This window comes from Variovorax sp. 22077 (assembly GCF_052044195.1).
GTDB lineage: Bacteria > Pseudomonadota > Gammaproteobacteria > Burkholderiales > Burkholderiaceae_C > Variovorax > Variovorax atrisoli.
In genome coordinates, this window is the sequence record NZ_JBQEQC010000001.1 from 99,993 (window position 1) to 124,862 (window position 24,870).

At 67.4% G+C, this 24,870-nt stretch carries 23 protein-coding genes; 19 read left to right on the forward strand and 4 right to left on the reverse strand.

The annotated features are described in order from the left end of the window. Position 1 precedes the first annotated feature (1 nt). From ACTJLF_RS00440 to ACTJLF_RS00500, 13 genes are all read left to right on the forward strand, one after another. The gene (locus ACTJLF_RS00440; protein WP_019652552.1) at positions 2-697 is read left to right on the forward strand and encodes an ABC transporter ATP-binding protein; all 696 of its coding nucleotides are present in this window, start codon (positions 2-4) and stop codon (positions 695-697) included. A gap of 264 nt (positions 698-961) precedes the next feature. Then, positions 962-3,067, forward strand: coding sequence for a 3-hydroxyacyl-CoA dehydrogenase NAD-binding domain-containing protein (locus tag ACTJLF_RS00445; protein ID WP_440882266.1), 2,106 nt, complete (start codon positions 962-964; stop codon positions 3,065-3,067). 38 nt (positions 3,068-3,105) lie between these two features. Beyond that, positions 3,106-4,581 (forward strand): M20 family peptidase, encoded by a 1,476-nt coding sequence (locus ACTJLF_RS00450; protein ID WP_126181893.1) that lies wholly within the window; start codon positions 3,106-3,108, stop codon positions 4,579-4,581. A 61-nt stretch (positions 4,582-4,642) separates the two neighbouring features. Next, a complete protein-coding gene (locus ACTJLF_RS00455) occupies positions 4,643-5,818 on the forward strand; it encodes an acetyl-CoA C-acyltransferase (protein ID WP_145758505.1) in 1,176 nt (391 codons plus the stop codon). A gap of 141 nt (positions 5,819-5,959) precedes the next feature. Continuing rightward, positions 5,960-7,813 (forward strand): acyl-CoA dehydrogenase, encoded by a 1,854-nt coding sequence (locus ACTJLF_RS00460; protein WP_354323358.1) that lies wholly within the window; start codon positions 5,960-5,962, stop codon positions 7,811-7,813. After that, complete coding sequence (locus ACTJLF_RS00465) at positions 7,813-8,073, forward strand: hypothetical protein (protein ID WP_019652557.1); 261 nt, start codon at positions 7,813-7,815, stop codon at positions 8,071-8,073. The genes ACTJLF_RS00460 and ACTJLF_RS00465 overlap by 1 nt, the downstream gene beginning before the upstream one ends. Positions 8,074-8,084: 11 nt before the next feature. Beyond that, positions 8,085-8,387, forward strand: coding sequence for a Dabb family protein (locus tag ACTJLF_RS00470; protein ID WP_019652558.1), 303 nt, complete (start codon positions 8,085-8,087; stop codon positions 8,385-8,387). A gap of 28 nt (positions 8,388-8,415) precedes the next feature. After that, positions 8,416-9,213, forward strand: coding sequence for an SDR family oxidoreductase (locus ACTJLF_RS00475; RefSeq protein ID WP_019652559.1), 798 nt, complete (start codon positions 8,416-8,418; stop codon positions 9,211-9,213). 138 nt (positions 9,214-9,351) lie between these two features. After that, positions 9,352-9,813, forward strand: a complete 462-nt coding sequence (locus ACTJLF_RS00480) for a PaaI family thioesterase (RefSeq protein ID WP_019652560.1) — start codon at positions 9,352-9,354, stop codon at positions 9,811-9,813. A 56-nt stretch (positions 9,814-9,869) separates the two neighbouring features. After that, entirely contained in the window at positions 9,870-10,886 is a 1,017-nt protein-coding gene (locus tag ACTJLF_RS00485) for an NADP-dependent oxidoreductase (RefSeq protein ID WP_354323355.1), read from the forward strand. A 107-nt stretch (positions 10,887-10,993) separates the two neighbouring features. Next, complete coding sequence (locus ACTJLF_RS00490) at positions 10,994-12,637, forward strand: isovaleryl-CoA dehydrogenase (RefSeq protein WP_440882267.1); 1,644 nt, start codon at positions 10,994-10,996, stop codon at positions 12,635-12,637. Between the two features lie 37 nt (positions 12,638-12,674). Then, on the forward strand, positions 12,675-13,613 hold the full coding sequence (locus ACTJLF_RS00495) for a glutathione S-transferase family protein (protein WP_440882268.1): 939 nt from the start codon (positions 12,675-12,677) through the stop codon (positions 13,611-13,613). Positions 13,614-13,694: 81 nt separating this feature from the next. Then, positions 13,695-14,600: an SDR family oxidoreductase gene (locus ACTJLF_RS00500; protein ID WP_132798625.1), complete on the forward strand. Its 906-nt coding sequence runs from the start codon at positions 13,695-13,697 to the stop codon at positions 14,598-14,600. A 39-nt stretch (positions 14,601-14,639) separates the two neighbouring features. Here the strand turns inward: ACTJLF_RS00500 and ACTJLF_RS00505 are convergent, their stop codons facing one another. Then, on the reverse strand, positions 14,640-15,308 hold the full coding sequence (locus tag ACTJLF_RS00505; protein WP_440882269.1) for an FMN-dependent NADH-azoreductase: 669 nt from the start codon (positions 15,306-15,308) through the stop codon (positions 14,640-14,642). Between the two features lie 147 nt (positions 15,309-15,455). Between ACTJLF_RS00505 and ACTJLF_RS00510 the strand changes: the two genes are divergently transcribed. The 3 genes from ACTJLF_RS00510 to ACTJLF_RS00520 all read left to right on the forward strand — a co-directional run bounded on the left by ACTJLF_RS00510 (position 15,456) and on the right by ACTJLF_RS00520 (position 17,203). Next, entirely contained in the window at positions 15,456-16,358 is a 903-nt protein-coding gene (locus tag ACTJLF_RS00510) for a LysR substrate-binding domain-containing protein (RefSeq protein ID WP_440882270.1), read from the forward strand. 302 nt (positions 16,359-16,660) lie between these two features. Then, complete coding sequence (locus ACTJLF_RS00515; protein ID WP_440882271.1) at positions 16,661-16,909, forward strand: hypothetical protein; 249 nt, start codon at positions 16,661-16,663, stop codon at positions 16,907-16,909. Positions 16,910-16,930: 21 nt separating this feature from the next. Continuing rightward, positions 16,931-17,203 carry a hypothetical protein gene (locus tag ACTJLF_RS00520; protein WP_440882272.1) on the forward strand — a complete coding sequence of 91 codons (273 nt, stop codon included), beginning with the start codon at positions 16,931-16,933 and terminating at the stop codon, positions 17,201-17,203. A gap of 10 nt (positions 17,204-17,213) precedes the next feature. Here the strand turns inward: ACTJLF_RS00520 and ACTJLF_RS00525 are convergent, their stop codons facing one another. Continuing rightward, the gene (locus ACTJLF_RS00525; RefSeq protein WP_440882273.1) at positions 17,214-17,945 is read right to left on the reverse strand and encodes a hypothetical protein; all 732 of its coding nucleotides are present in this window, start codon (positions 17,943-17,945) and stop codon (positions 17,214-17,216) included. Between the two features lie 170 nt (positions 17,946-18,115). Between ACTJLF_RS00525 and ACTJLF_RS00530 the strand changes: the two genes are divergently transcribed. Continuing rightward, positions 18,116-18,316, forward strand: a complete 201-nt coding sequence (locus ACTJLF_RS00530) for a hypothetical protein (RefSeq protein ID WP_126181881.1) — start codon at positions 18,116-18,118, stop codon at positions 18,314-18,316. A gap of 65 nt (positions 18,317-18,381) precedes the next feature. Here ACTJLF_RS00530 and ACTJLF_RS00535 read toward each other — a convergent pair whose 3' ends face one another. Together ACTJLF_RS00535 and ACTJLF_RS00540 are read right to left on the reverse strand one after the other, a co-directional pair. After that, the gene (locus tag ACTJLF_RS00535) at positions 18,382-19,926 is read right to left on the reverse strand and encodes a serine hydrolase domain-containing protein (RefSeq protein ID WP_440882274.1); all 1,545 of its coding nucleotides are present in this window, start codon (positions 19,924-19,926) and stop codon (positions 18,382-18,384) included. 135 nt (positions 19,927-20,061) lie between these two features. Continuing rightward, a complete protein-coding gene (locus ACTJLF_RS00540) occupies positions 20,062-20,988 on the reverse strand; it encodes a LysR substrate-binding domain-containing protein (RefSeq protein WP_440882275.1) in 927 nt (308 codons plus the stop codon). A gap of 99 nt (positions 20,989-21,087) precedes the next feature. On the opposite strand from ACTJLF_RS00540, the gene ACTJLF_RS00545 reads away from it, so the two are divergent. Together ACTJLF_RS00545 and ACTJLF_RS00550 are read left to right on the forward strand one after the other, a co-directional pair. Next, positions 21,088-21,840 (forward strand): FMN-dependent NADH-azoreductase, encoded by a 753-nt coding sequence (locus ACTJLF_RS00545; RefSeq protein ID WP_440882276.1) that lies wholly within the window; start codon positions 21,088-21,090, stop codon positions 21,838-21,840. Between the two features lie 253 nt (positions 21,841-22,093). Beyond that, a complete protein-coding gene (locus tag ACTJLF_RS00550; protein WP_440882277.1) occupies positions 22,094-24,859 on the forward strand; it encodes a diguanylate cyclase domain-containing protein in 2,766 nt (921 codons plus the stop codon). Positions 24,860-24,870: the final 11 nt, after the last annotated feature.

The following is a 24,870-nucleotide window of genomic DNA, read 5'->3' on the forward strand; positions in this document are numbered from 1 at the left end:
AATGCTGAAGCTCCAAGACATCCACGCCTACTACGGCAAGAGCCATGTGCTGCATGGCGTTTCCTTCGAGGTGAGCCCGGGCGAGATCGTCGCGCTGCTGGGCCGCAACGGCTCGGGCCGCTCGACCACCGCCAAGGCGATCATGGGCCTGGTGCACGCGGAAGGCGGCCTGCACTGGAAGGGGCAGGACATCCTGCGCCGCAAGGCCTACGAGATCGCGCACTTCGGCATCGGCTACGTGCCGGAGAACCGCGACATCTTCCCCAAGCTCACGGTGCACCAGAACCTGCTGCTGGGGCAGAAGGGTTCGGGCAAGGGCAGCCGCTGGTCCTTCGACGACATGTACGGCATGTTCCCGCGCCTGAAGGAGCGCCAGCACACCGAGGCCGGCGTGCTCTCCGGCGGCGAGCAGCAGATGCTCACGCTGTGCCGCACGCTGATGGGCGACCCCGACCTGATCATCATCGACGAGCCCACGGAGGGCCTTGCGCCGAAGATCGTCGAGCTGGTGGGGCAGTACCTGCGCACGCTCAAGGACAAGGGCATCTCGGTGCTGCTGATCGAGCAGAAGCTCACCATCGCGATGGAAATCTCCGACCGCGCGCTCGTCATGGGCCACGGCAGCATCGTCTTCGACGGCACCCCCGCCGGCCTGCGCGCCGACGCCACCATCCGCAAGGAGTGGCTGGAGGTCTAGGCCTCCGATTGCGGGTTTTCGAGCGAAGAGGACGCAGAGGGCGCGAAGATCACGCGAAGGGCGCGAAAGAGAAGGCAGATCATTTTTTCTGACTTTCCTTTGCGTCCTTCGCGTCCCTGCGTCCGGTATCCGTTCACCGCATCCCCGGCCCTTGTCTCTACAGCGACTGCGTGCCATTGTTGGGCCGCGCGAAACGCCTAGAATCCCCCGAAAAAGAACACTCGTGCTTTTTCTTCTTTTTCTTCACACACCAAGGAACGCAGCATGACGGCTGAATACAAAGTGCTCGGCGATATCGCCGTGATCACACTGACCAACCCTCCGGTCAACGGTCTCGGTTTCTCGACGCGCATCGGCATCACCGACGGCCTGTCGAAGGCCAACGCCGATGACGCCGTCAAGGCCATCGTCATCACCGGCGCCGGCAAGGCGTTCTCGGGCGGCGCGGACATCAAGGAGTTCGGCACGCCCAAGGCGCTGCAGGAGCCCAACCTGCTGAGCGTGATCCTCGCGCTGGAAGCCTCTCCCAAGCCCATCGTCGCTGCCATCCACTCGGTGTGCATGGGCGGCGGCCTCGAACTGGCCCTGGGCTGCCATTACCGCGTGGCCGCTCCCGGCACCAACGTCGCGCTGCCCGAAGTCAAGCTGGGCCTGATTCCCGGCGCAGGCGGCACGCAGCGCCTGCCGCGCGTTCTGGGCGTCGAGACGGCCCTGAACATGATCGTCAGCGGTGAGCCGGTCAAGAGCGAGCTGCTCGCATCGGTGCCCGGCCAGAAGCTGTTCGACAAGCTGGCCGCATCGGCCGAATCGGTGCTCGACGAGGCCGTGGCCTTCGCCAAGAGCGTGGCCGGCAAGACGGGCGAGGAGCTGCCGCTGGTGCGCAACCTGCCGTGCAAGCACCCGCAGGGCGATGCCTACTTCCAGTTCGCGAAGAACATGGTCGGCGGCATGTCGAAGAACTACCCCGCGCCGCTGCAGTGCGTCGATGCCGTGCAGGCCGCCACCAAGCTGAAGTTCGACGCGGGCATGGCCGAAGAGCGCCGCATCTTCACCTCGCTGATGTTCACGCCCGAATCGCTGGCGCTGCGCCACCTGTTCATGGCCGAGCGCGCCGCGAGCAAGATCCCCGACGTGCCGGAAGACACGCCCAAGCGCGAGATCAAGTCGGTCGGCGTGATCGGCGCCGGCACCATGGGCGGCGGCATCTCGATGAACTTCCTGAACGCGGGCATCCCCGTGACCATCCTCGAGATGAAGCAGGAGGCGCTCGACCGCGGCATTGCCACCATCAAGAAGAACTACGAAGCCCAGGTCAAGAAGGGCAAGCTCAAGCAGGACAAGTACGAGCAGCGCATGGCCCTGCTGAGCACCACGCTGAGCTACGACGACCTGAAGGACGCCGACCTCATCATCGAGGCCGTGTTCGAGGAGATGGGCGTGAAGGAGAAGGTGTTCAAGGAACTCGACCGCGTCGCCAAGAAGGGCGCGATCCTGGCATCGAACACCTCGACGCTGGACGTCGACAAGATCGCCTCGTTCACCGAGCGTCCGCAGGACGTGGTCGGCATGCACTTCTTCAGCCCCGCCAACGTGATGAAGCTGCTGGAAGTGGTGCGCGGCAAGGCCACCGCGAAGGACGTGCTGGCCACCGTCATGGCCATCGGGAAGAAGATCAAGAAGACGGCCGTGGTCTCGGGCGTGTGCGACGGCTTCATCGGCAACCGCATGATCGAGCAGTACAGCCGCCAGGCCGGCTTCCTGCTGGACGAAGGCGCGACGCCGCAGCAGGTCGACAAGGCCATCGAGAAGTTCGGCTTCGCCATGGGCCCGTTCCGCATGGGCGACCTGGCCGGCAACGACATCGGCTGGGCGATCCGCAAGCGCCGCGCCGTGGAGCGTGCCGACATGAAGTACAGCCGCACGGCAGACAAGCTCTGCGAACTGGGCCGCTTCGGCCAGAAGACCGGGGCAGGGTGGTACGACTACCAGGCCGGCAAGCGCGACGCCATCCCGTCGGAACTGGTCAACAAGATGATCGAGGACCATCGCAAGGAACTGGGCATCACGCCGCGCAAGATTTCCGACGAGGAGATCGTGCAGCGCCTGGTGTACGCGCTGGTCAACGAGGGCGCGCACATCCTGGAAGACGGCATCGCCTCGAAGTCGGGCGACATCGACATGGTGTACCTCACCGGCTACGGCTTCCCGATCTATCGCGGTGGCCCGATGCACTACGCGTCGCAGGTCGGCCTGTACAACGTGGCCGAGACGATGAAGCGCTTCGCGAAGAACCCGCGCGACGACGCCGAGTTCTGGCAGCCCGCACCGCTGATCCAGAAGCTGGTGGCCGAAGGCAAGTCCTTCGGCTGATGGCCGACGCGTAACCTGGGCCGGGACCAAGACCGCCAATGTTGAAACGCATCTTCCTCGGGCTGCTGCTGGCAGTAGTGCTGCTGGCAGCCGCCCTGGCGGTCAAGACCTGGACCACGCCGTCGCGCCAACTGGCGGTGGCGCCCGCGCCCAAGCTGGACATCGACCTGCAGGCGGCCGCACGGCGGCTGTCCACGGCGATCACGTTCCGCACGGTGTCGGGGCTGGACGACCCGGCTGCCAACGCAGCCGAGTTCGACAAGCTGCACGCCTACCTGGAGCAGCAGTTCCCGAAGGTGCACGCCACCCTGAAGAAGGAAGTGGTGGGCAACAAGGCTCTGCTCTACACCTGGACCGGCACCGATCCGCAGGCCAAGCCCGTCGCACTGATGGCGCACCAGGACATGGTGCCCATCGCGCCTGGCACCGAGAAGGCCTGGACGGTCGATCCCTTCTCCGGCGAGATCAAGGACGGCTTCATCTGGGGCCGCGGCACGCTCGACAACAAGAGCAACCTGTTCGCGCAGATGGAAGCCATCGAACTGCTCATCGGCAGCGGCTTCAAGCCGAGGCAGACGGTCTACCTCGTGATGGGCGACGACGAGGAGGTGAGCGGCCTGCGCGGCGCGCTGCCCATCGCCGAACTGCTCAAGTCGCGCAACGTGCGCCTGGACTGGGTGCTCGACGAGGGCCTGCTGGTGCTCGACGGCGTGATGCCCGGCCTGAAGCAGCCGGCTGCGCTCATCGGCCTGGCGGAGAAGGGCTATGCCACCTTCTTCCTCTCGCTCGACACCGCGCCCGGCCATTCGTCGATGCCGCCGCAGCACAGCGCCATCGGCAGCATGAGCGCGGCGCTGGCGCGGCTCGAGGCCAACCCGATGCCCGGCGGCATCAAGGGCGTGGCGGGCCAGATGTTCGGCGCGCTCGCGCCCGAGATGAGCGGGGTCAACCGCGTGATGCTCTCCAACCTGTGGCTCACCGAGCCGCTGGTGCGCGGCATCCTCGAGAAGAGCCCGAGCAGCAATGCCATGCTGCGCACGACCACCGCGCTGACCATCGTTCGTGCGGGCAACAAGGACAACGTGCTGCCCGGCCGCGCCGAGGCCGCCGTCAACTTCCGCATCCTGCCGGGCGACACCATCGCCAGCACCGAAGCGCACCTGCGCAAGGCGCTGGGCAACGACGACATCAAGATCAAGGCCTACCCGGGCAACTCCGAGCCGTCGCCCGTGTCGTCGACCGACAGCACCGGCTACCGCGCGATCGAACAGGCCGTGCGCCAGAGCTTTCCCGATGCGGTGGTGGCGCCGGGCCTCATGACCGCTGCCACCGACTCGCGCCACTTCAGCATCGTGAGCGACGCCGTCTTCCGCTTCTCGCCGTTCCGCATGAAGAACGAAGACCTGGCGCGCTTCCACGGCAACAACGAACGCCTGGCCATCTCGAACTACGGCGAGATGATCGGCTTCTACCGCCAGCTCCTGAGCAACGCCAACGCTGCTCCGGCGCAATGACGACAACCACTGCAGCTCTCTCTTTTCCCTTCCAACTGCTTCAAAGCCAAAGGACCTCACCATGACCAGCGCCGTCATCGTTTCCACTGCCCGCACGCCGCTCGCGAAGAGCTGGAAGGGTGCCTTCAACATGACGCACGGCGCCACGCTGGGCGGCCACGCGGTGCAGCACGCGGTGCAGCGCGCCGGCATCGACCCCGCATCGGTCGACGACGTCATCATGGGCTGCGCAACGCCCGAAGGCGCCACCGGCTCCAACATCGCGCGCCAGATCGCGCTGCGCGCCGGACTGCCCATCACCACCTCGGGCATGACGATCAACCGCTTCTGCTCCTCGGGCCTGCAGACCATCGCCACCGCCGCCCAGCGCATCGTCGCGGGCGAGGGCGAGGTCTACGTGGCCGGCGGCGTCGAGAGCATCTCTTGCGTGCAGAACGAAGCCAACAAGCACATGCTGGCCGACCCCTGGCTGGTGAAGAACAAGCCCGAGATCTACTGGAACATGCTGCAGACGGCCGAGCAGGTCGCCAAGCGCTACAACATCGGCCGCGACGCCATGGACGAATACGGCGCCGCCAGCCAGCAGCGCGCCACCGCCGCGCTGGAAGCCGGCAAGTTCAAGGACGAGATCGCCCCCATCACCGTGCTGGCCGGCGTGGCCGACCCCGTGCTGGGCCTGCGCACCAAGGAAGTCACCGTCGAGAACGACGAAGGCATCCGCCCCGGCACCACCAAGGAAGGCATCAGCGGCATCCGCTCGGCGCTGCCCGGCGGCCTGATCTCGGCCGGCAACGCCAGCCAGTTCTCCGACGGCGCCGGCGCCTGCGTGGTGGTCGACGAGAAGTACGCCGAGCAGAAGGGCCTGAAGCCCCTGGGCCGCTTCCTCGGCTTCGCCGTGGCAGGCTGCGAGCCCGACGAGATGGGCATCGGCCCCGTCTTCGCGGTGCCCAAGGTGCTGAAGCGCCTCGGCCTGACGGTCAACGACATCGACCTGTGGGAGCTGAACGAGGCCTTCGCGGTGCAGGTGATCTACTGCCGCGACAAGCTGGGCATCCCGGGCGACCGCCTGAACGTGAACGGCGGCGCCATCGCCGTGGGCCACCCCTACGGCGTGAGCGGCCAGCGCCTGACGGGCCACGCGCTCATCGAAGGCAAGCGCCGCGGCGCGAAGAAGGTCGTGGTCACGATGTGCATCGGCGGCGGCATGGGCGCCGCGGGCGTGTTCGAAATTCTCTGACTCTCCCCCAGTCTGCGGCGCACTGCGCGTCGCCTTCGCCAACCCCCTTCCGGGGGCAACACCGGCGGCCCGGCGAAGCCGGTTCCGCGGTGTTCCTGAGAAGGAACGCCGCGGTCTCATGACACCCACGGAAATTCGACCATGAGCCTTCGTTCCACCCTCGACTTCCTGCTCTACGACTGGCTCGACGCCGAAGCCCTCAACCAGCGCGAGCGCTTCGCCGATCATTCGCGCGAGACCTTCGATGCCGTGCTCGACACCTGCGAGCGCATCGCGCGCGAGAAGTACGCGCCGTTCAACCGTATCGTCGACACGCAGGAGCCGCACTTCGACGGCGAGAAGGTCGTGCTGCCGCAGGCCACGCACGATGCGCACAAGGCCTTCGTCGAGTCGGGAATGATGAGCGCAGCGCAGGACTACGACATCGGCGGCATGCAGCTGCCCTACACGCTGCAGGCGGCGGCCAACAGCTTCTTCGCGATGGCCTCGGTGAGCATCGGCTCGAACATGCTCACCAGCGGCAACGCCAACCTGCTGATGGTGCACGGCACCGAGATGCAGAAGGAGGTCTTCGCCAAGAACGAGTTCTCCGGTCGCTGGGCCGGCACCATGTGCCTGTCGGAGCCGCAGGCCGGCTCCTCGCTGAGCGACGTGGCCACCCGCGCGGTGCCCGACGGCGATGACTTCCAGAACGATCCGCTGGGTCCGCGCTATCGGCTCACGGGCAACAAGATGTGGATCTCGGCAGGCGACCACGAGCTGACCGAGAACATCGTGCACATCGTGCTGGCCAAGATTCCCGACGAGAACGGCAAGCTGGTGCCAGGCACGCGCGGCATTTCGCTGTTCATCGTGCCCAAGCGCATGGTCGACACCGAGGGCCGGCTCACCGGCCAGCGCAACGACGTGGCGCTCGCAGGCCTCAACCACAAGCTGGGCTGGCGCGGCACCACCAACACGCTGCTGAACTTCGGCGAGGGCAGGTACCCGGTCGACGGCAAGGCTGGCGCGGTGGGCTATCTGGTCGGTGCGCCCGGCAAGGGCCTGCACTGCATGTTCCACATGATGAACGAGGCGCGCATCGGCGTCGGGACGGCCGCCACCATGCTCGGCATGGCGGGCTACCACGCCTCGCTCGAGTATGCGAAGAGCCGCCCCCAGGGCCGGCTGGTGAAGAAGCCCGATGCCGCCGGTGCGGCCGTGGCCAAGGATTCGGCGGCGCCTCAGGTGCGCATCATCGAGCACGCCGACGTGCGCCGCATGCTGCTGGCCCAGAAGGCGTACTGCGAGGGCGCCCTGGCGCTGGAGCTGTACTGCGCCCGGCTGGTCGACGAGCAGAAGACCGGCGACGCCCAGGCCGCCGACGACGCGCGGCTGCTGCTGGAGGTGCTCACGCCCATCGCCAAGAGCTGGCCCAGCGAGTGGTGCCTGGAGGCGAATTCGCTGGCCATCCAGGTGCACGGCGGCTACGGCTACACGCGCGACTTCCCGGTGGAGCAGTACTGGCGCGACAACCGCCTGAACATGATCCACGAGGGCACCCACGGCATCCAGGCGGCCGACCTGCTGGGTCGCAAGGTGCTGATGGAAAAGGGCCGCGGCCTGCAGCTGCTGGCCGGGCGCATGACCGCCACCATCGGCCGCGCCGCCAAGGTGCCGGCGCTGGCGGCCCATGCCAAGGCGCTGGGAGCCGCGCTGCAGCGCATCGGCAGCGCCACCGAGGCCGCCTGGTCCACGGGCGATCCGGCCCAGGCGCTGGCCAACGCGGTGCCGTACATGCAGGCCTTCGGCCACACCGTGCTGGCCTGGATCTGGCTGGACGTGGCCCAAAGGGCCCTGGAAAACGATGGAGAAAAGGCGAGGGCGGTAACAGCTGGCAAGATCGGCGCCACGGACTATTTCTTCCACTACGAGCTGCCGAAAATCGGCGCATGGCTCAACGTGGTCGAAACCCGCGACCCGACCTGTACAGCTTTGCCCGAGGACGCCTTTTGATGGCCACGACCGATTCGCCGAACACCAACCCCAACACCCCTGTCGCCGCCAAGCCGCCTAAGCCGCACGCCCGGCTCGAGAAATGGATCTGGATCCTGATCTACGGCGGCCTCTTCGGCGTGATCCTCGGCATCGCCACCGGCCGCACCGATGCAGCGCTGGGCTGGTCCATCGCCGTGCCCGGCGGCGTCGTGGCGCTGGTCGGCTTCGTGCTGATCTACGTGCGCTCCCGCCTGTCCAACACGCCTTCGAGCAAGTAAGGAGGCCCGCCATGCTCAAGCACATCGTGATGTGGAAGTTCAAGGAGCACGCCGAGGGCGCCGACAAGGCGACCAACCTGCTCAAGGCCAAGGCGCTGCTCGATGCCTGCGCGAAGCTCTCGCCCGGCACGCTGCGCTTCGAGGTGGCCATCGCCCAGCCCGGGCTGGAAGCCACCTACGACCTGGTCCTGTACTCGGAATTCACCGATGCCGCCGCGCTGGCTGCCTACGCCGACCACCCGCAGCACGTGGCGCTGAAGCCGTTCATCGGCGCCGTGCGCGAAGCCCGCCAGTGCATGGACTACACGATCTGAACCACTACCCGAACCCCGGAGACAACCCATGACCGCACGCACCGTCCAGAAACTCTTCGACCTCACCGGCAAGACCGCCCTCGTCACCGGCGGCTCGCGCGGCCTGGGGCTGCAGATGGCCCATGCACTGGGCGAGGCGGGCGCGAAGATCATGCTGAGTTCGCGCAAGGCCGACGACCTGGAGCAGGCCGCCGCCGAGCTGCAGGCCGCCGGCATCGACGCGCGCTGGATCGCCGCCGACTGCTCGAAGGAGGAGGACACCCGCCGCCTGGCCGACGAGACGCTGCAGCGCATGGGCGCGGTCGACATCCTCGTGAACAACGCGGGCGCCAGCTGGGGCGCGCCGGCCGAGAACCACCCGGTCGAGGCCTGGGACAAGGTGATGAACCTCAACGTGCGGGGCTACTTCATCCTGTCGCAGCAGATCGCCAACGGCTACATGATCCCGAAGAAGTCGGGGCGCATCATCAACATTGCCTCCATCGCCGGCCTCAACGGCAACCCGCCCGAGATGCAGACGCTGGCCTACAACACCTCCAAGACCGCAGTCATCGGTTTCACCCGCACGCTGGCAGCCGAATGGGGCAAGTACAACATCAACGTGAACGCGATCTGCCCCGGCTTCTTCATGACGAAGATGGCCGCCGGCCTCATCAAGTCGCTGGGCGAGGAGAAGATGGCCGCGCAGGCGCCGCTGGGCCGCCTGGGCGACGAGGAAGACCTGAAGGGCCTGACGCTGCTGTTCGCGAGCGATGCCGGCAAGCACGTCACTGGCCAGTGGCTGGCGGTGGATGGCGGTGTCAGCGTCGTGCTCGGCGCAGCTTGAAATGACCACTCCCAGCCTCGCCCACTTCGTGTGGCTCGGACACCTCCTCGAGGGGGCGCACCCTGCGGGCCGGCGAAGCCGCTTCCGCGGGAGCCCGCGAAGGGGCCGTGCCATCGTGTCGGCCATTGGCAGACTGAAATGACCACTCAAGACGAAGACATCAATTTCCGCTCGTACACGAGCCGCATCCCGTTCGCGCGCCACCTGGGCTTCGAACTCACGAAGTTCGAGAACGGCGAATCCGAGATCCTCTACACCGCCAAGCCCGAGCACCTGAACACCTTCGACGTGACGCATGGCGGTGCCTGCATGACCTTGCTCGACATCACCATGGCCGCTGCCGCGCGCAGCATCGCGCCCGAGACGGGCGTGGTCACCATCGAGATGAAGACCAGCTTCATGCAGCCCTCCGTGGGCCCGCTGCATGCGCGCGGCACGCTCATTCACAGGACGGCGACGCTGGCTTTCACCGAGGCCAGAATCTACGACGAGCAGGAGCGCGTGTGCGCCCATGCCACCGGCACCTTCAAGTACGTGAAGCGCCGGCTGCCGACGGGGCCGGCCAGCGCCAACGAGATGCGTCCGCCGTCCACCGACTGAGCTGACTTGACGACCTGAACGAACAGCAGATCGACCGAATTTCCCTGGAGTCTTCCATGCCCACCAACAAGCAGATCCATCTCGACAACCGCCCCGAGGGCGAAGCCGTCGCCAGCAACTTCAAGCTCGTCACCGCCGAAACCCCCGCGCTCAAGGACAACCAGGTCCTGGTGCGCCACCACTACCTGAGCCTGGACCCCTACATGCGCGGCCGCATGAACGACTCGAAGAGCTATGCGCAGCCGCAGCCGCTGGGCCAGACCATGCAGGGCGGCACCGTCGGCGAAGTGGTCGAGAGCAAGCACCCCAAGTACGCTGTGGGCGACAAGGTGGTCGGCTTCGGCGGCTGGCAGGAATACAGCGTGGTCGATGCCTCGCAGCCCGGCGCGCTGAAGAAGGTCGACACCACGCACGTGCCGCTGTCGCATTACCTCGGTGCGGTCGGCATGCCGGGCGTGACCGCCTGGTACGGGCTGGTGAAGATCATCGCGCCCAAGGCCGGTGAAACCGTGGTCATCACCGCCGCCAGCGGCGCGGTGGGCAGCGCCTTCGGCGCGCTGGCCAAGGCGCGCGGCTGCCGCGTGGTGGGCATTGCCGGCGGCGCCGAGAAGTGCAAGTACGTGACCGACGAACTGGGCTTCGACGCCTGCATCGACTACCGCCAGCACCCCGACGTCAAGTCGATGAGCGCCGCGCTCAAGGAAGCCTGCCCGAACGGCATCGACGGCTACTTCGAGAACGTCGGCGGCTACATCTTCGACGCGGTGCTGCTGCGCGCCAACGCCTTCGCCCGCGTGGCGCTGTGCGGAATGATCGCGGGCTACGACGGCCAGCCGCTGCCCCTGGCCAACCCGGCGCTGATCCTCATCAACCGCATGAAGATCGAAGGCTTCATCGTCAGCGAGCACATGGAAGTGTGGCCGGAGGCGCTGACCGAGCTGGGCACGCTGGTGGCCACCGGCAAGCTCAAGCCGCGCGAGTCGATCGCGCAGGGCATCGAGTCGGCGCCGGAGGCCTTCCTGGGCCTGCTCAAGGGCCGCAACTTCGGCAAGCAACTGGTCAAGCTCGTCTGATTGATGCGCCGATGAGCTGAACGCACGGCAAGGAGGCCGGTCATGCGCGCCGCGCCGGGCCGCCCCAAGCAAGCGAGCACCGCGGTGCAGAGCACGGAGGTATTCGAATGGACTCGACGCACGAGGTCTTCAACCAGCCCGAGCCGCTGGTCGACTACAACCTCTTCGACACCAACCGGCCGCTGCGCGATGCACTGAAGTTCAACGCGCCCGCGCTGCAGACCACGCAGCTGCACGAACTGGGCGCCACCCTCGGCTCGGCCGGCATGCAGGCGCATGCGCGGCTCGCCAATGTCCACACGCCCGAGCTTCACACGCACGATCGCTTCGGGCGGCGCATCGATGAGGTGGAGTTCCACCCCAGCTACCACGCACTGATGGGCGCCGCCGTGGGCGCAGGCCTGCATGGCACGCCGTGGACCGGCACCTCCGCCTCGCCACACGTGCTGCGCGCGGCCGGCTTCATGCTCTTCACCGAGCTGGAGCCGTCGATCCTTTGCCCCGTCTCCATGACCTACGCCGTCACGCCCGCGCTGCGCGGCAACGCGGCGGTGCATGCCGACTGGGCGCCGAAGCTCGGCAGCCTCTGGTACGACCCGGCGCTCAAGCCCTTCGGCGACAAGCCCGGCGTGACCATGGGCATGGGCATGACCGAGAAGCAGGGCGGCTCCGACGTGCGGGCCAACACATCCCAGGCAGTTCGCGAAGGCGGCAACGATGCCTGGGGCGAGCGCTACGCCATCACCGGCCACAAGTGGTTCTTCTCGGCACCGATGTGCGATGCCTTCCTGGTGCTCGCGCAGGCGCCCGCCGGGCTTTCGTGCTTCTTCCTGCCGCGCGTGCTGCCGGATGGCTCCCGCAACGCGATCCGCATCCAGCGGCTGAAGGACAAGCTGGGCAACAAGGCCAACGCGAGCTCCGAGGTCGAGTTCCACGGCGCAACCGCGTGGCTCGTGGGCGATGAGGGCCGCGGCATTCCGCAGATCCTCGAGATGGGCACGATGACGCGGCTCGACTGCGCGCTGGGCACCAGCGGCCTGATGCGCCAGGCACTGGCGATCGCGCTCAACCACGCCAGCCAGCGCATGGCCTTCGGCAAGCCGCTGATCGACCAGCCGCTGATGAAGAACGTGCTGGCCGACCTTGCGCTGGAGAGCGAGGCTGCAACCGCGCTTGCCATCCGCCTCGCGCGGGCCTTCGACCACCAGTCCGACGAGCACGAACGCCTGATGGCCCGGCTGCTCACACCGGTCGCCAAGTTCTGGATCTGCAAGCGCGGCAGCGCCTTCGCTCAGGAAGCCATGGAGTGCCTCGGCGGCAACGGCTACGTGGAGGAGGGCGGCGAGGGCATCATGGCCCGCATCTACCGCGAGATGCCGCTCAACTCCATCTGGGAGGGCGCGGGCAACATCATGGCGCTCGACCTGTTGCGCGGGCTGCGCAAGGGCGATGCGGTGGCCGCGCTCGAGAAGGAGCTGGCGCCCGCGAGGGGGCAGCATGCCGCGCTCGACCGCCTTGCCGACGCACTGCCGGCGCGCATCGAGGCGATGGCTTCCGAGGCCGAGGCCCGCCGCCTCGCGCAGGATGTCGCACTGGCCGTGCAGGCCGCGCTGCTCGTGCAGACCGCCCCGCCTGCAGTGGCGCACGCCTTCTGCGCATCGCGCCTTGCCGGCGACTGGGGCCATGCCTTCGGCACCCTGGCCGCAGGCACCGATTTCGATTCGATCATCCAGCGCGCCCAGCCCCGCTGAAGCGCGCCAACATCACAACGCTAGAAAGCCCACGAACATGGCCGACCTGATCCTCCATCACTACCTCACCTCGCCGTTCTCGGAGAAGGTGCGCCTGATCCTCGGCGCCAAGAAGCTGCCGTGGAAGTCGGTCTTCATCCCGCCGATCATGCCCAAGCCCGACGTGGAGGTGCTCACCGGCGGCTACCGCAAGACGCCGTTCCTGCAGATCGGTGCCGACATCTACTGCGACAGCGCGCTCATCGCCGACGTGCTGGAGCACCTGCAGCCCACGCCCACGCTCTACCCCGAGCCCGAGAAGGGCATGTCGCGCATCCTCGCGCAATGGGCCGACACCACGCTCTTCTGGGCCGCCATGGCATGGAACCTCCAGCCCAGGGGCGCGGCCGAGGTGTTCGCCAAGGCCCCGCCGGAGGCGGCCAAGGCCTTCGGCGAGGACCGCGGCAAGATGAGCGCCGGCAACATGATCCGCCTGCGCCCGGCCGATGCCACCAGCGCCTACAAGTCGTACCTGCGCCGGCTCTCCGACATGCTCGACGAGAAGCCCTACCTGCTCGGCGAGGTGCCCAGCATCGCCGACTTCTCGGCCTACCACCCGCTGTGGTACACGCGGCGCATCGAGTCGGTCCGCACCATCCTCGACCTCACGCCCGCGGTGGTCGACTGGATGGACCGCATGGCCGCCATCGGCCACGACGTGCCCGAGAAGTTCACGAGCGCAGAAGCCATCGCGGTCGCCAAGGCCTCCACGCCGCACTCGCTGCTGACCGACAGCACCTTCCAGGACGACCATGGCATCCCGCTGGGCAGCGCCGTCACCATCCGCGCCGAGAGCTTCGGCCTCGAAGAGACGCCCGGCACGCTGGTCGCCGCCACACGCACGCACTACACGCTGGAGCGCAGCAGCGAGCAAGTGGGCACGGTGCATGTGCACTTTCCCCGCATCGGGTATGTGCTGAAGAAGGCGGAAGGTTGATTCGGGTCACGCGAACGACAGTCGATCTCTGCGCGAAGCGGTCCAATAGACAGCGCAGAGACAACCAAAGGAAAGCACCCAATGATTCAGGACTTCAAGGGCAAGACCGCAGTTCTCACTGGCGCGGGTTCGGGCTTCGGCCTGGAATGCGCGCGCATCGGCGCCGCGCGCGGCATGAACCTCGTGCTGGTCGACGTGCAGCAGGACGCGCTCGACAAGGCTGCGGCGGAGATGGAAGCGGCCGGCGTTCAGGTGCTGGCGCGCAAGGTCGACGTGTCGGACGCCGCGCAGATGGAGGCGTTGGCCGCTGCCGTGAAGGAGCGCTTCGGCGCGCCGCACTTCGTGTTCAACAACGCGGGCGTGGGTGCCGGCGGGCTGGTGTGGGAGAACACGGTCGCCGACTGGGAGTGGGTGCTGGGCGTGGACCTTTGGGGCGTGATCCACGGCGTGCGCCTGTTCGTGCCGATGATGCTGGAAGCTGCCGCGAAAGACCCGTCCTACCGCGGCCACGTGACCAACACCGCCAGCATGGCCGGCCTGCTCACGCCGCCCAACATGGGCATCTACAACGCCGCGAAGGCCGCGGTGGTGAGCCTCACCGAGACGATGTACCAGGACCTGAACCTCGTCACCGACCAGATCGGTGCGAGCCTGCTGTGCCCGTACTTCGTGCCCACGGGCATCACCAGCAGCGAGCGCAACCGCCCGAATGCACCGAAGGAAAGCGAGCTCACCAAGAGCCAGCTGATCGGCCAGGCGATGAGCAACAAGGCGGTGAGCAGCGGCAAGATCACCGCCGCCGAAGTGGCCGCCAAGGTGTTCGAGGCCATCAGCGACAACCAGTTCTACGTGTTCAGCCATCCGAAGGCGCTGGGCAACGTGCGCAGCCGCATGGAGAACATCGTCTCCATCACCAATCCGGCCGACCCCTTCCTGGAGCGGCCCGAGATCGGCCAGAAGCTGCGCGAGCAACTGCGTTCGGCCTGAACGAAGGGCCGGAGAAGTTGATGAAGGGCAGGCCGGCGATCACGCGGCCTGCAGTTCGGCGACCAGTGCCTCCACGCGCGCGAGCGCATTCGAGATGGAGCGCTCCAGCAGGTCGCCGCGGTCCTCCGCGTGCTCGATCGCGACGCTGTGGACTTCGTTCAATCCCAGCAGCGCCAGCGGGTTCGTGACGCCCGGTGTGAGCAGGTCCATCTGCGCCTGGAAGCCGCCCGGCCCGTAGCCGCTGCTGCCGCACGAGGTGAGCAGCACCGTGCGGCGATGGCGCTCGGCCAGCAGCGGCACGTACGGGTTGTCGCGGGAGGGGTCGAAGTCGAAGGTGGAGCCGATGCGCACGATGTTGTCGATCCATGACTTCAGCGGTGCGGGCATTCCGAAGTTGTACATGGGCACGCCGATCACCAGCACGTCGGCGCGGCGGACCTCGGCGATCAGCGCGTCGCTTTCGGCGAGCACCGCGTGCATCCACGGCTCTCGCTGCCCGGCCGGCGTGTAGCCGGAAGCGATCCATTCGCCGGTGACGTGGCCGGGCGGCGTGGCGCCGACGTCGCGGTAGATCACTTCGTCATCGGGCCGCGCTGCGCGCCAGGTCGTGACGAAGTGATGGCTGAGGCGGCGCGAATGCGAGCCGTGGACGTGCGTGCCCGAGCGGCCGGGGCGGGCGCTGGCGTCGATGTGGAGCAGTGTGGTCATGGAGCGGTCCTCTTTGACATGAAGGTTTGGATGAAGAGAATTCAGCTGTCTGCCTGGCATGAAGTGAAATCTACCGATGCACTCATGCGGCGACAAACGACGATTTCTTTGCACTGCTGAAAAATAAATTCATCCATTCGCCCATCCATGGCCAACCTTCGCCAACTCCCTCCGCTGGCGGCGCTGCGCGCCTTCGAGGCCGCCGCGCGGCACTGCAGCGCCAAGCTCGCGGCCAATGAGCTGTCGGTGACGCCCACGGCCATCAGCCACCAGGTGCGCCAGCTCGAGGATTCACTCGGCGTGGCGCTCTTCATCCGGCAGCCGAGGCAACTGGTGCTCACGCCGCAGGGCCGGGAGCTGCAGGCGGTGCTCGGCGAATCGTTCAATGCCATGGCGAATGCGGTCGCGCGGCTGCGTGCGCCGCCCGAGCGGACCGCAATCACGCTGTCGACCACGCCGGCTGTCGCGGCGCGATGGCTGCTGCCGCGCGTGAGCACGCTGCGCGCGCTGCATCCGCGGCTCGACCTGCGCATCCATGCGTCGCACGACGCGGTGCCGCTCGACGGCGTCACCGCCGACATCGCGATCCGCTATGGGCGCGGGGCGTGGCCCGGCATGGTGTCGCAGAAGCTGTTCGACAACGTCTTCGCGCCGGCGTGCAGCCCCGTGCTCAAGCTGCGCCGCCCCGGCGAACTGGTGCGGCATACGCTGCTGCACTTCGAGGTGCCGGGCAGCAAGACCCAGCCGGGCACGTGGACCGCGTGGCAGCAGGAGGCGCAGGTGCCGGGTCTCGACGTGTCGGCCGGCCCGGTGTTCTCCGACGAGACGCACACCGTGTCGGCAGCGCTGCAGGGACAGGGCGTCGCCCTGATGAGCCTTGCGTTGATCGCCGACGAACTGCGTGCGGGCAATCTCGTCCAGCCCTTCGGTCCGCAACTGCCGGGCTTGCCGTTCCATCTCGTCTGCCCGAAGGAGCGACGCGACGAGCCGGCCGTGGCGGCGGTTTTCGACTGGGTGAGGGCGCTGCAGCCGCCCGGCGACAACGCCTGACTCCGCCTGCAGTGACTTTCGGCACTGGTGGCTGCCGGCTCGCGCTCCTAGAGTCCGCGCAAGGATCAGGCGGCGCCTTGCTGTTCACTGGTTGTTAACTATTGCGCAGGCCGCCGAGCTTTGTTCGCCGCGCCGCTTCTCATCCGCAAGGTTCGCGCAGTAATCCCTTAGCCCGGCCGGATCCTTTCCTTAACCTTAAGTCACTTTCTTTGAGGAAGGTCAGAAAAGGTTGCCCCGAAGCAGCCGGCCTTCTTCAGCGGACCCATGCATACACGCGAGATATCGCGAAGAGGAGGACATTCATGCGAACCCCGTTCCTGCGAGAAGGCAGCCCGGACGAACCACCCTTGGTGCCCGGGCGCGGCGCGGCGCTCAGAGCGCTGCTGCCGGTCGTGATGTGCTTCGTCGCCACGGTGGGGTTCGTGATGATGGCTCTGTTCGTCCAGAGCATCGTGGCGGCATCGGTGTTGACCACGGCCGCCATCGTTTCCCTCGGGATCGGACTGATCCTCGGCCTGAGCATGTGGGTCTTTCCGGGCCTGCCGCGCTAGATGTCCGCGCATGAAGAAGGCATGGCCGACAAGCCTGCCGCGGCCCCCGTCCTTCGCATCGGCAACTGGCGCCTGACCTTGATCGGCGCGGCGATCGGGCTGCTGATCGTGCTGGCGGTGCTCATGAAATGGATCGTCGAACTGCAGGTGGAGGCGGCGCAGGAGCGGCGCCTGAGCGAAGCCGTCGCGCGCGAGGCCGCTGCACGCTGCCATGAGAAGACGCCGCTTCAGGCGGTCAGGGAATGCCTGGCCGAGCTTGCCGCCGGCGTTGCGGCTCGTTCACAGGAGCGCTGAGCGAAATCGGTCAGCCGTCACGCATCCACTGGCCGGAAGCCGGGTTCACGACGGCAGGCTTGCCGCCCAGCATGAGCGACTCCTCGTCAGGATGTGCCGCGTTCGCTGCGGCGACGTCGAACTCGATCCGCAGTGCCTTCGCCACGGAGGCGTCCTCGATGGGGAGCTCCCAGGTCAGGAAGACCAGGTTGCAATCGCTGCCATGCGCGAAGTTGGCTGCATCGAAGCCGCTGCTGCCGCGCCGGATCACCGCGTGAGGCTGGCCGGTGTCGAAGATCGCCGTGGTCCCACGCCTGAGCGGAATGCGCCGGCCTGCGGCGGGAAAGTGCAGGTCCAGCCCCTTGTCCTCGCTCATGAAGAGATTGCAGAACGCCGCGAAGCCGTACTGCATGCCGTCGTGGTGGTACTTCGCACCGCGGCAGGCCATCAGGGCGACGTCGCTGGAAGCGAGCACCCCGGGCAGGTCCTGCGCCTGCGCCCAGTCGGACGCAGCCTGGACGCACAGCCGGTAGTCCGGCCAGCGCGCGCGGGCCCGTGCGAGGGGCAGGGGCTCCACGTCTCCGGGTTCCAGTGCGAGCTGCGAGGAGATCTCGCGTTCCCAGTCGGCGAGCAGGCGAGTGGGAGGCATGGGAACGTCCACCGTGCCGGTCAGCACCACGTCGCTCACGCCGCGGCTGCGCAGCATTTCGCCGCTTCGGAAGAAGGCGGTTGGCGAGGGATGCGATGGGGCGGGGTGGTTCATCGCAGGGCAGTGTAGTGAGTGCGGCGTGCGCATTTCCCTGTCATTCAGGCGGCAGATGGCAGTGGCTTGAGGAGAGTCCGCACTGTTGGCGCTCGGAAGATACCCTTAGAGATGTTGAGTACCTACGGGTTAACATTTGGAACCACATCCGGCAAAACAGTTCGCGACCCATGGAGACGTATCCCACCCTCAGGCAGGCCACGGGCGTGGCCCGCACGCTGAGCAGGCACTCGTCCTGCACCATGGTGGTCTACCGCGTGACCGAGGAGAAGTTCGTGACGGCGCATCCCTCCGACCACGTCAATGGGACGATCGAGGCCGTCTATCGCGACGGCTATCTGGTGCAGACCCTGCTGAGCAAGACGCGCTGAGCCGGCGCCGGGCGGTGCTTCGCAAGGCAGGCCTCCTTCGGGAGGCTTTTCTTCATTTCCACGAACTACGACGACGCGGGCACCGCCTGCATCAGCAGCGTCAGCGCCTTGCGAAGGCTCGTGACCGACGAGCTTTCGCCCTTGTCGAAGCCCATCCGCACAACCACGAGGTCGTGGGACGGAACGATCAGCACCACCTGCCCGCCGGCACCGAGCATGTAGTAGGCCGTGGTCGGCACGGGCCACGTGCTCGTGCCGTTGAGCCAGAAGAAGCCGCCGTAGATCGGCCGCTTGTCGGCGGCCCAGGCCGGTGCGAGCGTGCTGACGAACTTGACGAAGCCTTCGGGCAGGATGCGCTCGCCGTTCCACACGCCGTCCTGCAGGTAGAGGTTGGCCAGCCGCGCCCAGTCGCGTGCCGACATGAAGTCGTAGCCCTGTCCCATGAAGTTGCCGTACGGGTCGGTCTCCAGCGTCATCGTGCGGATGCCGATCTTGTCGAACAGGTTTCTCTGCGGGAACGACAGGTACTCCTCGCGGCGTTTCTCCACGGCCAGCCTGATCAGGTAGTTCGCCAGTACCGGATCGGTGTTGCGGTAGCGGCCGATGGTGTTCGGCGGCCATTGCTGTGGCCGCGTGGCCGCATAGTTGAAGATGTTGATGCGGCCCGTATAGAAGTAGACGTGGTCGGGATAGGTGCCGTTGGGGTTGAAGTCCGGATCGTCCGGCGCCTTGATGCGAAGGCCGCTCGACATGTGCAGGATGTCGGAGATCCTGATCTCCTTGCGCTTGTCGTCCGCCCCTTGCCATTCCGGAATGGGCGCGCGCTGGTCGAGCTGGTATTCGCCCTGCTTCATGAGCACGCCGAGCATGGTCGCCGTCACGCTCTTGCCCATCGACCACGATTCCAGCGGTGTGCTCGGCGTGATGCCGTTCATGTAGCGCTCGCCGACGATGCGGCCCTTGTGCGTGACCACGAAAGCGGCGGTGTAGGCCTCGGGCAGTTCGAAGGCCGCGTCGACTGCCTGGCTCACCTTGGCGGTGTCGATGCCGGGTGGGATGCCGCCCGGCATGACGTCGCCCATGGGCCACGCCTGCGTCGCAGGATCGGGCAGGGCGCTATTGACCGTCACCGGGGCGAAGAAGACGTCGTCCCTGCCCGGCGGCAGCGTGATGCAGCCTTGCGAACCGTAGTAGCGGGCCGTCAACGTGGGGCCGCTGGGGATGGTGATGCGGACTTCTTTTTTCGTGCGGTCGACGACCGGAGCGCCGACCTTCTTGCGTTGGGCGTAGGGGCCGGTGAAATAGCCCACGCTCTCGGCTGCGACGACGGGATCGAGCCCGGTGATGAAGGCCGCCGAGCACATCGTCTTGGCGAAGCCCGAGGTGTTGTGCTCGAGCGGATCGCCCGGCGGCGGCACGTACGGCGTGTCGAGTTCGTAGCTCCTGGCACGGGCGATGAGGGCGTCGCGCGCCGGGAGTTCGGGGGTGTTCGCAGTCGGTGGCGCGGTGGTGGGAGGCGTGGTTCCACCCGTGCCCAGGCCAATGCCTATTCCTCCCACTGCGCCGCCACCGCCGCCTCCGCCCCCACCTCCGCATGAGGTTAAAACCATTACAAGAAGCGCGCCTGTCGCGATGGCAACGGGCACGTCGGCAAACCTCTTCATGGGGACTCCTCGCTCGGTTGTTGTTGCCGGAGTCTCAGCGAAACCGGTAACAAGCCGCAAGTCCGATCGTCGGATGAATTTTCAGCCTGCCGAAGCCTGCGACGCGATCCACTCCCACACGGCGCGTACCCCCGGCTCGTCCTCCCTGCCATTGGCGACGGCGAGGAAGTAGCTGCCGGTGTCCAGCGCGGGCCCGAAGGGCTGCACGAGCGCGCCGCTGCGGAGTTCCTCGGCCGACAGCGTGAGGCTCAACAGGGCTACGCCGTGGCCGGCGAGCGCGGCCAGCATGGCGTGTGTCTCGTCGGAGAACGACAGGCCTGATGCCTTCATCGCTCGCCCCCTCGGCGGCGCGATGCCGGCTTCGCGGAACCATCGCGGCCATACGGCGGGCGCGAGCGCCTGCGGCTGCCAGTCGCAGTGGATCAGCCGGTGCTTCGGCAGGTCTGCCGCGTCGTTCAGGCCCAGCATCGGGCTGCACAGCGGCGCGTAGCGCTCGCGCATCAGCTCGCGCGACACCAGGCCGGGCCAGTTGCCGTTGCCCGAGCGCACGGCGATGTCGGCCTCGCCGCGCGCCAGGTCGACCAGGGTGTCGCTCGCATGCAGCCGCAGTTCGACGCCGGGGCAGGCCTTGCGGAATGCCTCGATGCGCGGCAGCACCCAGCGCGCGGCGAAGGCGGTGTTGGTGCTCAGGGTCGCGGCTTGCGAGGCGGGCGGGCGGCGCAGCTTGTCGACGCCGGCTTCCAGCAGGTCGAAGCCGGTGCGCAGGTCGTCGAAGAGCCGCTGCCCCGCTGGCGTCAGCGCGAGTTGTCGAGTGAGCCTGCGAAAAAGCGGCTGGCCGAGCGACTCCTCGAGCGCGCGCACCTGGTGGCTGATGGCCGACGGCGTCACCGAAAGCTCCTGCGCCGCCCGCTGGAAGCTCAGGTGGGCCGCCGCCGCCTCGAAGGCTCGCAGCGCGAGCAGCGGGGGCAGCCTGCGCGACGTGCGTACAGATGAGCCAATCTCTTTCATGCGTGGAGAAATGATCGTTTGTGGGGCCGGCCTTTGAATCCTAGATTCGAAGCCAGCGCCCCATTCTGGCAGCGCGATACGAAAGAAGGAAACTCATCCATGAAGAACGCGACCATCAATATCCTCCACATCGACGCCAGCGCCCGGCCGGGCCGCTCCGACACCGACCTGCACGGCTCCCACACCCGCCGGCTCTCCGCGCGTTTCGTCGAGCGCTGGCGGAAGGCGCGGCCCGCCGACCGCGTCGACTACCTCGACGTCGGCCAGCACCCGCCGGCACCCGTCGACGGGCGCTGGATCCACGCCGCCTTCACGCCGCCTGCCGCGCGCGAACCGTGGATGGCCGAGGTGCTCGCCGAGAGCGACAGGCTGGTCGACCAACTGCTCGCGGCCGACCTGATCGTGGTCGGCCTGCCCATGTACAACTTCAGCGCGCCGGCACAGTTCAAGGCCTGGATCGACAACATCGTGCGCGTGGGCCGGACCTTCGGTTTCGACCGCTCGCGCGGCGCGGTGCCGTACTGGCCGATGCTGGCGGACGCGGGCAAGCGCGCGGTGCTGCTGGGTGCGCGCGGCGATCACGGCTACGACCCGGGCGGGCGCATCGCTCACCTCAACCACACCGAGAGCAGCGTGCGCAGCGCGCTCGGCTACATCGGCATCACGGAGGTGCACGAGGCGGCGGTGGAGTCCGACGAGTTCGGCGGCGAGCAGCTCGCGCAGTCGATCCGGCGCGCGGAGCAGCGTGTGGACGCACTGGTCGACGCGCTGCTCGAGCCCGCCGAAGCTTCGATGCCGATGGCAGCTTCGAAGGCGACCGTCGCCCTGAGCGCATCGGGAGAGGCGCTGTAGAAATCGACGGCGCCGGATTGGAGGGCTCGGGCTCCTCCGGCGGGTCGGGTGGTACGACGCAGTCTCGCTGCCGGGAGCGAGGCGCGTCCCGCGGGGCGCTGAATCCGCCCGCGTCTGCACGGCGTAAATCCTGCATCTTCCGCGGCAACCCGAACCCACCGATACTCGGAGGGCGGGAAACCCGCCGCCGGCAACGTACCGGCCCCGAGCAAGTTCAATGAATCAAACAGGTCCCTCGAAATTCCGGTTCGGATTGCACACACGCCTGAGTCTGGGCGTGGCGGCGGTGGTCCTGTTGGCCACCTTCGCGATCGCCACCTTCGCGCTCCATCTGGTCAAGAGCAGCATGCGCGCCTCGATCGCGGCCGAGGAGTTCGCCCGGGTGGACGCCATCGCCGATGCGATCGACCAGAAATTCGGCAGCCGCCGCATCCTTCTGCAGACCTTCAGCGGCAGCGTGGAGGCGCAGGACTTCCAGGGCACCGCGGCGCTGCAGGCCTTCGTCGAGAAGCATGCCGCGCTGCGCCAGGCCTTCGACAACGTCGCCTTCCTCGACATGGACGGCAACCTGGTGGCCAACCTCAACGGTGCGCAGGCGATCGGCAAGGTGAACGTCAAGGACCGGCCATACTTCCAGCAGACGGTCGCCTCCAGGGCCGGCCTGGTGTCCGAGCCGTACCGCAACCGGCTCAACGGACTGGCGCAGGTGGCCATCACCGAGCCGGTATTCGACGGTACCGGGCAGGTGCGCTTCGTGATCTCAGGCGCCATCAACCTGAAGGATCGCAGCGTGCTGGGCACGCTTGCCGACGTGAAGTTCGGCAAGACCGGCTACCTGTTCGTGACCACGGTGGACGGCGTCATGGTCGACCATCCGAACGTCTCGCGCATCCTGAACCAGGTCCAGGCCAACGGCAGCGGGGGCGACGCGCAGATCCTGCGGGCGATGGCGGGCTTCCAGGGCTCCAGCGAGGGCATCAACGAAGCCGGAGTCCCCAGCCTCTACGCCTTCGACCGGATGGTGCAGGCGAACTGGATCGTCGGGGCCATGTATCCGCGCAGCGAGGCCTTCGCGAGCATCAATGCCATCGAGCGCGGCGCCTGGTTCGGCGCGTTCGCGCTCGCCTTGTGCGCCGGTGCGTTGACGCTCGTGGTGGTGCGCCGGCAGCTGACGCCGCTGGCGGTACTGCACCGCCACATGCAGTCGACCCAGCAGGCGCCTTCCCGGGTCGACGACGACACGCCGGTGGCGGAGCGCACCTATGCGGCCGACGAGATCGGCGACCTGGCGCGCACCTTCGACGAGCTGATGGAGCAGCGGCGCGCCATCGAACGCAGCCTCGCGCACAGCGAGGCCCAGGTCCGCGTGATCGCCGACAGCATTCCGGCGATGGTGTCGCACGTCGACGCATCGCTGCGCTACACCTTCGTCAACGCGCACGTGCGGGCGCTGCACAGCGGCAACGGTCCGCTGGTCGGCCGCCTGATGCCGGAGGTGCGCGGGCCGGCCGACTTCGCTCTGGTGGAGCCGCACATCATGCGGGCACTGGCCGGAGAGACGGTGATCCTCGAGAAGTCCGGCGACCCGGCGCTGGGCATCGGCGACCGCATCTTCAAGGCCCACTACATCCCCGACTTCGATGCCGAGGGCAAGGTGAGCGGCGTGTTCTCGATGACTTTCGATATCACCGAGGAGGTCAACATACGCCGCGCGCTGAGCGAGCAGGAAACGCGCCTGCGCGACGTAACCGACAGCATTCCGGCGCTGGTGGGCTACTTCGACCGCCAGCAGAACTGCCTGTTCGCGAACATCCGCGCGCGCCAGATGGCTGGCCTGGGCGAGAAGGCGCCGCTGCAGGGAACGACGCTGCACTCGGCGCTGGGCGGCACGATCTACACCCAGCTCAAACCGTACCTTCCGGTCATGTTCTCGGGCAAGAAGGTCCGCTTTCCGGTGCGCGCGCCGCTGCACGGCCGCCAGGGCTACTTCCAGGTGAACCTGATTCCCGACAAGAACCTGCGCGGCGAGGTGGTGGGCTTCTACCTGATGTCCTTCAACATCACGGCGCTGAAGGAAGCCGAGCTGCGCCAGGCCGAGAGCGAACTGCGCCTGCGCGCCATCACCGACAACATGCCGGCGCTCATCACCTACATCGACCGCGACGAGAAGATCACCTTCGCCAACGCCACCAGCCGCGAGTGGCTCGGGCTCGATCCGGCGCAGGTGCTCGGTCGCCACGTGCAGGAGGTGTCGGGCCGCGAGGTGTACGAGTCGCGCCGGCCGATGCTCGCTCGGGCGCTGTCCGGCGAGCGCGTGGAGTTCGAGGCGCGCATGCAGCGCGGCGGGAGCGAGCGCGTCACCCAGGTCATCTACGTGCCCGACGTGCGCACCGACGGCGTGACGCACGGCATCTTCTCCCTGGCGCTGGACATCACCGCGCTGAAGGTGGTGGAGCACAAGCTCATCGAGCTGGCGCGCCTGGACACGCTCACCGGCCTGCCCAACCGGCTGGCCTTCAACGAATACCTGCCCACTGCAGTGCTGCGCAGCCAGCTCACCGGCCATGCGATGGCGCTGATGTTCCTCGACATCGACCACTTCAAGGCCATCAACGACACCATGGGCCATGCAGTGGGCGACGCGGTGCTGACCGAATACGCACGGCGGCTGCAGGGCTGCGTGCGCGGCACCGACATGGTCGCGCGGCTGGCCGGCGACGAGTTCGTGCTGGTGCTGGAAGGGCTGAGCACGCCGGACGCGGCTGGCGTGGTCGCCGAGAAGATCGTGGACCGCGTCCACACGCCGCCCTTCGTGGTGGATGGCCAGCGCGTCGACGTCACCACCAGCATCGGCATCGCCTTCCACCGCGCGACCGGCTCGTCGGCCACCGCCGAGGAGCTGCTGGCACGCGCCGACGTGGCCCTCTACAACGCCAAGGCCGCAGGACGCGACAGGTTCGCGTTCTTCATGCAGTCCGGTGGCTCGCGCAGCGATCTGCCGACGCGGCTGGAGTATTGAGCGGGCAGGCC

Bases quoted from the DNA above. Each gene is read 5' to 3' on its own strand.
- ACTJLF_RS00440 (WP_019652552.1), top strand. From the start codon at position 2: ATGCTGAAGCTCCAAGACATCCACGCCTACTACGGCAAGAGCCATGTG.
- ACTJLF_RS00445 (WP_440882266.1), top strand. From the start codon at position 962: ATGACGGCTGAATACAAAGTGCTCGGCGATATCGCCGTGATCACACTG.
- ACTJLF_RS00450 (WP_126181893.1), top strand. From the start codon at position 3,106: ATGTTGAAACGCATCTTCCTCGGGCTGCTGCTGGCAGTAGTGCTGCTG.
- ACTJLF_RS00455 (WP_145758505.1), top strand. From the start codon at position 4,643: ATGACCAGCGCCGTCATCGTTTCCACTGCCCGCACGCCGCTCGCGAAG.
- ACTJLF_RS00460 (WP_354323358.1), top strand. From the start codon at position 5,960: ATGAGCCTTCGTTCCACCCTCGACTTCCTGCTCTACGACTGGCTCGAC.
- ACTJLF_RS00465 (WP_019652557.1), top strand. From the start codon at position 7,813: ATGGCCACGACCGATTCGCCGAACACCAACCCCAACACCCCTGTCGCC.
- ACTJLF_RS00470 (WP_019652558.1), top strand. From the start codon at position 8,085: ATGCTCAAGCACATCGTGATGTGGAAGTTCAAGGAGCACGCCGAGGGC.
- ACTJLF_RS00475 (WP_019652559.1), top strand. From the start codon at position 8,416: ATGACCGCACGCACCGTCCAGAAACTCTTCGACCTCACCGGCAAGACC.
- ACTJLF_RS00480 (WP_019652560.1), top strand. From the start codon at position 9,352: ATGACCACTCAAGACGAAGACATCAATTTCCGCTCGTACACGAGCCGC.
- ACTJLF_RS00485 (WP_354323355.1), top strand. From the start codon at position 9,870: ATGCCCACCAACAAGCAGATCCATCTCGACAACCGCCCCGAGGGCGAA.
- ACTJLF_RS00490 (WP_440882267.1), top strand. From the start codon at position 10,994: ATGGACTCGACGCACGAGGTCTTCAACCAGCCCGAGCCGCTGGTCGAC.
- ACTJLF_RS00495 (WP_440882268.1), top strand. From the start codon at position 12,675: ATGGCCGACCTGATCCTCCATCACTACCTCACCTCGCCGTTCTCGGAG.
- ACTJLF_RS00500 (WP_132798625.1), top strand. From the start codon at position 13,695: ATGATTCAGGACTTCAAGGGCAAGACCGCAGTTCTCACTGGCGCGGGT.
- ACTJLF_RS00505 (WP_440882269.1), bottom strand. From the start codon at position 15,308: ATGACCACACTGCTCCACATCGACGCCAGCGCCCGCCCCGGCCGCTCG.
- ACTJLF_RS00510 (WP_440882270.1), top strand. From the start codon at position 15,456: ATGGCCAACCTTCGCCAACTCCCTCCGCTGGCGGCGCTGCGCGCCTTC.
- ACTJLF_RS00515 (WP_440882271.1), top strand. From the start codon at position 16,661: ATGCGAACCCCGTTCCTGCGAGAAGGCAGCCCGGACGAACCACCCTTG.
- ACTJLF_RS00520 (WP_440882272.1), top strand. From the start codon at position 16,931: ATGGCCGACAAGCCTGCCGCGGCCCCCGTCCTTCGCATCGGCAACTGG.
- ACTJLF_RS00525 (WP_440882273.1), bottom strand. From the start codon at position 17,945: ATGAACCACCCCGCCCCATCGCATCCCTCGCCAACCGCCTTCTTCCGA.
- ACTJLF_RS00530 (WP_126181881.1), top strand. From the start codon at position 18,116: ATGGAGACGTATCCCACCCTCAGGCAGGCCACGGGCGTGGCCCGCACG.
- ACTJLF_RS00535 (WP_440882274.1), bottom strand. From the start codon at position 19,926: ATGGTTTTAACCTCATGCGGAGGTGGGGGCGGAGGCGGCGGTGGCGGC.
- ACTJLF_RS00540 (WP_440882275.1), bottom strand. From the start codon at position 20,988: ATGAAAGAGATTGGCTCATCTGTACGCACGTCGCGCAGGCTGCCCCCG.
- ACTJLF_RS00545 (WP_440882276.1), top strand. From the start codon at position 21,088: ATGAAGAACGCGACCATCAATATCCTCCACATCGACGCCAGCGCCCGG.